Genomic DNA, 6,134 nt, shown 5'->3' on the forward strand with positions numbered 1-6,134 from the left:
CGCGGGGCCGGGCGAGCCGGGCCCGTACGCGGTTGGAGGAGCCACCGGTGCGCGGCACGGCCGTGGCGCCGGGCTTGGGCGCGCTGACGGGCATCGAGGGCCGCTCCGGGGCGGGCCTGGCGGCCGGCGAGGGCTCCACGGGCTCCGTGGGCCGGGCATGCGAGATCTCCGCGGGATTGCGCGCGGCTTTCGCTTCAGCGGTCGCCGCGGCGTTGTCCCGCGGCACGGCTCGCGCCGCCGCGGTCTGCTCCGCGTGATGATCGGGCGTCGCGGCGGCCAGTGGCTGGACCTCTTCTGGCAAGAGCGCTCCTCGTGGGATCCAGGTCCCCGGTCAGGCCCGGACCTCCATGGTATCGACCTCGGGCGTCCCTCTCGCCCCAGGACCAGGACTCCTCCGAACGCGGGACGGGCACCCGGTTGTTCCCGGGTGCCCGTTCTGTCGGTCGTCAATCCGCCGCGCGCGTGGTCAGAGCGTGATCAGGGCGTCCAGCGGTGCTCCGCGCAGCTCCGGCTCCAGCCGGGTCCTGCCGCCCAGGAATCCCAGTTCCATCAGGACCGCGACGCCCACCACCTCGGCGCCGGCCCGTCGGACGAGCTGGACCGAGGCCTCGGCCGTACCTCCGGTGGCGAGCACATCGTCGATGACGATGACGCGGTCCGCCGCGTCCAGATCCTCGGCGTGGACCTCCAGCTCGGCGGAGCCGTACTCCAGGTCGTACGCCTGGGAGAGCGTCGCGCCCGGGAGCTTGCCCGCCTTGCGTACGGGAATGAACCCGAGGCCCGCCCGGACCGCCACCGGAGCGGCCAGGATGAAGCCGCGTGCCTCCAGGCCGACGACCTTGGTCGCGCCGTGCCGTGTGCACAGCTCGGCGAGGGTGTCGGTCAGCGCTGTGAAGGCCTTCGGATCGGCCAACAGCGGAGTGATGTCCTTGAACACCACTCCCGGCTTGGGATGGTCGGCGACATCACGGATACGGCTGAGCAGCAGTTCCCGTGTGGTGTCGTCCGTCATCTGCGCCTCCCGGACGGGCGGCCTCGGCCACCGCGGCCTCCGCGCGGACCGACAACGGCCGCGGCCGGTGCGGCCTCGCCGGGCTCGGCGTCCTCCGGATCGTCCTCGGCGCCCGCGTCGGCCGCTCCCTCGGCCGTCTCACCCTTGGCCAGGGCCGCCGCCCGCTTGTTGAGCACCCGCTTCTTCAGCGCCTTGATCTGCGGGTCGCGTTCCTTCAGGTCGGCGACGAGCGGTGTGGCGATGAAGATCGAGGAGTACGCACCGGCGGCGAGACCGACGAAGAGCGACAGCGAGATGTCGTTCAGCATGCCGGCGCCCAGGAAGCCGCCGCCGATGAAGAGCAGACCGGCCACCGGCAGCAGCGCGACCACGGTGGTGTTGATCGAACGCACCAGGGTGCCGTTGATCGACCGGTTGGCGACCTCGCTGTAGGTCCAGCGGGTCTGTTTGGTGATGTCCTTCGATCCCTCCTTGAGGCTGTCGAAGACGACCACCGTGTCGTAGAGGGAGTAACCGAGAATGGTCAGCAGACCGATCACCGTGCCCGGCGTGACCTCGAAGCCCACCAGCGCGTACACACCGACGGTGATGGTGAGGTCATGGATCAGGGCGATCAGCGCGGCGACCGCCATGCGCCATTCGAAGGCGATCGCGAGATAGATCACCACCAGGATCATGAAGATCCCGAGACCTGTCCACGCCTTGTTGGCGATCGTCTCGCCCCAGCTCGGTCCGACCAGATCGGCGTTGATCTTCGCCTCGTCGACGTTCAGATCCTTGGCGAGCTGGGTCTTCACCGCGTCGGCCTGCTTGGTGTCCAGTTCGGTGACCTGGATCCGCAGTCCGCCGTTGCCGAGCTTCTGGACGATCGCGTCGTGGCCGGAGGCCTCTTCGGTGTCCGTCTGGGCCCGGGACACCGAGACACTGGTGCTCGGCACGGTGAAGACCGCGCCGCCCTTGAACTCGATGCCCATGTTGAGGCCGCGTACGGCCAGGCCGACGATGGCCGTGATGGTGATCAGGATCGAGATCCCGTACCAGATCTTCCGCTTGCCGACGAAGTCGTAGCCGACCTCGCCGCGGTAGAGCCGGGCGCCGAGTGCGCCGAGTCGCGACATCTCACGCCTCCTTCGGTTCGGTGGGGGCGTTCGCACGGCGGGAGCGGCGCAGCGGCGGCTTGGCGCCGAGCCGCTTCGGGTCCAGTCCGGACCAGGGATGTCCACTGGCGAAGAACTTCTTGCGGGCGAGGAGCGTCATCACCGGCTTGGTGAAGAAGAACACCACGACCACATCGAGGACGGTGGTCAGGCCGAGGGTGAACGCGAAGCCCTGGACCTTGCCGACGGTGACGAGGAAGAGCACCGCGGCGGCGAGGAACGACACGAAGTCGGAGACCAGGATCGTGCGCCGGGCGCGCGGCCAGGCACGCTCGACGGCCGGCCGGAGCGTACGGCCCTCACGGATCTCGTCCCGGATCCGTTCGAAGTAGACGATGAACGAGTCCGCGGTGATACCGATGGCGACGATGGCGCCGCAGACCGCGGGCAGGTTCAGCGCGAAGCCGATGCCCGGGCCGAGCAGGGCCATGATCGTGTACGTCATGATCGCCGAGGCCGCGAGGCTGAGGATGGCGATCAGCGACAGTCCGCGGTAGTAGGTCACCAGATAGATGATCACCAGGGCGAGACCGATCGCGCCGGCGATCAGACCGGCGTGCAGCTGTTCACCGCCGAGCGCGGCGGTGACCGTGGTGACGCTCTGCTCCTCGAAGGTCAGAGGCAGCGCGCCGTACGACAGGATGTTGGCCAGGTCCTGGGCGGACTGCTGGGTGAAGCTGCCGGAGATCTCGGCGCTGCCGCCGAGCGTCTGGCTCACCGAGGGCGCCGAGACGACATTGCCGTCGAGGACGATGGCGAACTGGTTCATCGGCGCCTGCTGCTGGGACAGCTTGCCGGTGATGGACTGGAACTTCTTGGTGCCGCCACCGGTGAAGTCCATCGTGACGATCCACATGCCGCGCTGCGGGTCGAGTACTCCCTTGGCGTCGTCGACGTCCGTGCCCTCCAGCTCGGCGGGGCCGAGGATGTACTTCTCCCAGGCGTCCGCGGAGTTCTGGCCGCAGGCCACGATCGTGTCCTTGGGAGCCGCGCCCTGGTTGGCCTTGGTGCGCTGGGCCTCCTTGGTGCAGTCCAGGTCCGTGAACTTCTTCTCCAGCGCGGCGGTGGCCGGGTCCGCGGACGGTGTGGCCGCGGGATCCGGAGTGGCCGGGGCACTGGGCTCGCCCGAGGCGGAGCCGCTCGCCGAGCTGCCCGGGGAGGGCGTCGCGTCCTTCGTCAGGGCGCCCGTGACGGCCCGGCCCTGGGTGGTGGCGCTCGCCGAGGGACTTGACGAGGAGGAGGGCTCACCGGCCGTCGCCTCGTCGGGCGAGGCGCTCGACGAAGGGCTGGGAGAGCCGCTCGGGGAGCCGCTGGCCGCGGGCGGCGGAGCGGTCTGCCCGCCGTCAGCGACGGTCAGCACCGGCCGGAAGTAGAGCTGGGCGGTCGTGCCGACCTGCTCCCTGGCCTGCTTCTCGTTCGTCCCCTTGGGGATATTGACGATGATGTTCTCGTTGCCCTGGGTCTGGACCTCGGCCTCGGAGACACCAAGACCGTTGACACGCCGTTCGATGATGCTGACGGCGGTGTCCATATTGGTCTTGTTGATCGCGTTCGGCTTGCCCGGCGTGTTCTTCGCCTGGAGCGTGATGCTCGTGCCGCCTGCGAGGTCGATCCCCAGACGTGGCGTGACATGACCGGACCAGAACATCCCGCCCGTGAGGGCGACCATGGCAATCAGGAACAGTGCCAGGGTGCGGCCCGGCCTGCCTGGGGACCCCGCTTGCCTTCGGCCCTTATTAGGTGCTGCCACCTTCTCGTTTCTCCCTGTCCAACCGCCCCACGCCGGGTGTGCGCCGGAGCGGCCACGAAGTGTAGTGGGGACCTGCCCCCGCAGATTTCAGCACGGACCGTGAGCCACGACGGACCGCGGTACGGCCCGTCGTGATCGCGTGACTACTTCGCGCCGGTCTCGCCGTCGGCCTTGCCGTCCTTGGCGCCGTCCTTGGCCTCGGCTCCGTCCTTGGACTGGGCGTCCTTCGGCTCGGCTCCGTCCTCGGCGTCGGCTCCGGCGGCCTCGGGCTCCTTGACCAGGTCGACCTTGGAGTCGTCCGTGGCGGTGGCGTCGGCCTCGATCAGCGAGGAGGCGTCGTCCGGCACGACCGTACCGTCGGCCGTGAGGGCGTCGTCGCCGTGCACGATGCGGTTGTACTCGTCGTCGTCCAGGACGGCGCCGATGGCGTTCTTGGCGTATACGGCGTGGACGCCGGGAGCGACCTCCAGGAGGACCGTGTCGTCGTGCACCTCCTTGACGGTGGCGTACATGCCCCCGATGGTGCGGACGCCGGTGCCGGGCTGCATGTCGTTGCGCATCTGCACAGCGGCCTGCTGCTTCTTCTTGGCCGACCGGGTCATCAGGAACATGGCCCCGATGAGCACGATGAAGGGGAGGAGGGTCACGAGACTCACGGGAGGGAACTTCCTTCGCACGACCGCGCTGTCGAGCGGCCTGGTATACGGGGGTGGGCACGCCGACCTGTAGGGGCGGCATCGGCGGAGTCTAAGCGAGTCCACGTCGTTGGAACAACGCCCGGCGTCGCACGCGGGTTCCTGACCGGACGCGTGTCTTCACCGTTACATCGCCGTCGTGTCACCGTCACGTCCCGAACAGACCCTGTTGTCCGCCGGCGCCGGACGCCTGCGCCGGTGGTACGAGTCCGAGGTGGGCCCAGGCGGCGGGAGTGGCGACCCGGCCGCGCGGAGTGCGCGCGAGCAGTCCCTCCCGTACGAGAAAGGGCTCCGCGACCTCCTCCACCGTCTCCCGCTCCTCCCCCACGGCGACCGCCAGCGTCGACAGGCCCACGGGCCCGCCGCCGAAGAGCTTGAGCAGGGCCTGGAGCACGGCCCGGTCGAGCCGGTCGAGACCGCGCGCGTCGACCTCGTACACCGCGAGGGCCACGGCGGCGACCTCGCGGTTGATATGTCCGTCGGCCTTGACCTGGGCGTAGTCCCTTACGCGCCGCAGCAGCCGGTTGGCGATCCTGGGCGTGCCACGGGAGCGGCCCGCGATCTCCGCGGCGCCCTCGGTGTCGATCTCCAGATCGAGAAGCTGGGCCGAGCGGTGGATGACACGCTCCAGCTCGGCGCTCTCGTAGAACTCCATATGGCCGGTGAAACCGAACCGGTCGCGCAGCGGAGGCGGCAGCAGTCCGGCCCTGGTGGTGGCGCCCACCAGGGTGAAGGGCGGGAGCTCCAGCGGGATGGCGGTGGCGCCGGGGCCCTTGCCGACGATCACATCGACCCGGAAGTCCTCCATCGCCATGTAGAGCATCTCCTCGGCGGGCCTGGACATCCGGTGGATCTCGTCCAGGAAGAGGACCTCGCCCTCCTGGAGGGACGAGAGGATCGCTGCGAGATCGCCCGCGTGCTGGATGGCCGGGCCCGAGGTGATACGGATCGGAGCGTTCATCTCCGCCGCGATGATCATGGACAGCGTGGTCTTGCCCAGTCCCGGAGCTCCGGAGAGCAGCACATGGTCGGCGGTGGCGCCGCGCGCGAGGGCCGCCTTCAGCACCAGGTCGAGCTGCTCGCGGACACGCTCCTGGCCGACGAACTCGTCCAGCGACTTGGGGCGCAGCGCCGCCTCGACGGCCTGGTCCTCGCCGTCCGCGGACGCGCCGACGAGCCGCTCCGGCGCGTCGACGGGGGTCTCACCGCTGGTGTCGTCCCAGTTCACTCTGTGTCTCACCTCGGGGATAGGGCCTCGGGCGGGCCTCGGTGGTGCCGTGCGGCAGGGCTCAGCGCGTTCTGTTCAGGCTCTGGAGCGCCGCGCGCAGGAGCTGCGGTACGGGTGGCTGAGCTCCCGCGGCCACGGCTGCCTCGGCCTGCGGTGTCACCAGAGCCACCGCCTCGTCGGCCTCGCGCGGGGCATAGCCGAGGCCGATCAGCGCGGCGTGGAGCTGATCGCTCCAGGAGGTGGGAGCGGCCGCGACGCCCTGGCGGCCGATGACCGCGCCGACCGGCTCGCC

Annotated in this window: 5 protein-coding genes and 2 pseudogenes; all 7 read right to left on the reverse strand. The window is 69.9% G+C overall.

Annotation, left to right across the window (positions count from 1 at the left end):
- Positions 1-301 (reverse strand): annotated as a pseudogene (locus tag GA0115259_RS35670) (GTP pyrophosphokinase); the annotation flags it as partial.
- A gap of 165 nt (positions 302-466) precedes the next feature.
- Entirely contained in the window at positions 467-1,012 is a 546-nt protein-coding gene (locus tag GA0115259_RS35675) for an adenine phosphoribosyltransferase (protein ID WP_093604537.1), read from the reverse strand.
- Positions 1,009-2,130, reverse strand: coding sequence for a protein translocase subunit SecF (secF, locus tag GA0115259_RS35680; RefSeq protein ID WP_093604539.1), 1,122 nt, complete (start codon positions 2,128-2,130; stop codon positions 1,009-1,011). Before secF ends, GA0115259_RS35675 begins: the two co-directional genes overlap by 4 nt.
- A 1-nt stretch (position 2,131) precedes the next feature.
- Positions 2,132-3,919 (reverse strand): protein translocase subunit SecD, encoded by a 1,788-nt coding sequence (gene secD, locus GA0115259_RS35685; protein ID WP_093604541.1) that lies wholly within the window; start codon positions 3,917-3,919, stop codon positions 2,132-2,134.
- Between the two features lie 143 nt (positions 3,920-4,062).
- On the reverse strand, positions 4,063-4,575 hold the full coding sequence (yajC, locus tag GA0115259_RS35690; protein WP_093604543.1) for a preprotein translocase subunit YajC: 513 nt from the start codon (positions 4,573-4,575) through the stop codon (positions 4,063-4,065).
- Positions 4,576-4,762: 187 nt separating this feature from the next.
- Positions 4,763-5,842 carry a Holliday junction branch migration DNA helicase RuvB gene (gene ruvB / locus GA0115259_RS35695; RefSeq protein WP_093604545.1) on the reverse strand — a complete coding sequence of 360 codons (1,080 nt, stop codon included), beginning with the start codon at positions 5,840-5,842 and terminating at the stop codon, positions 4,763-4,765.
- Between the two features lie 61 nt (positions 5,843-5,903).
- Positions 5,904-6,134, reverse strand: a pseudogene (locus GA0115259_RS35700) (RuvA C-terminal domain-containing protein); the annotation flags it as partial.

Source organism: Streptomyces sp. MnatMP-M17 (genome assembly GCF_900091995.1).
Taxonomy (GTDB): domain Bacteria; phylum Actinomycetota; class Actinomycetes; order Streptomycetales; family Streptomycetaceae; genus Streptomyces.

Bases quoted from the DNA above. Each gene is read 5' to 3' on its own strand.
- GA0115259_RS35675 (WP_093604537.1), bottom strand. From the start codon at position 1,012: ATGACGGACGACACCACACGGGAACTGCTGCTCAGCCGTATCCGTGAT.
- secF (WP_093604539.1), bottom strand. From the start codon at position 2,130: ATGTCGCGACTCGGCGCACTCGGCGCCCGGCTCTACCGCGGCGAGGTC.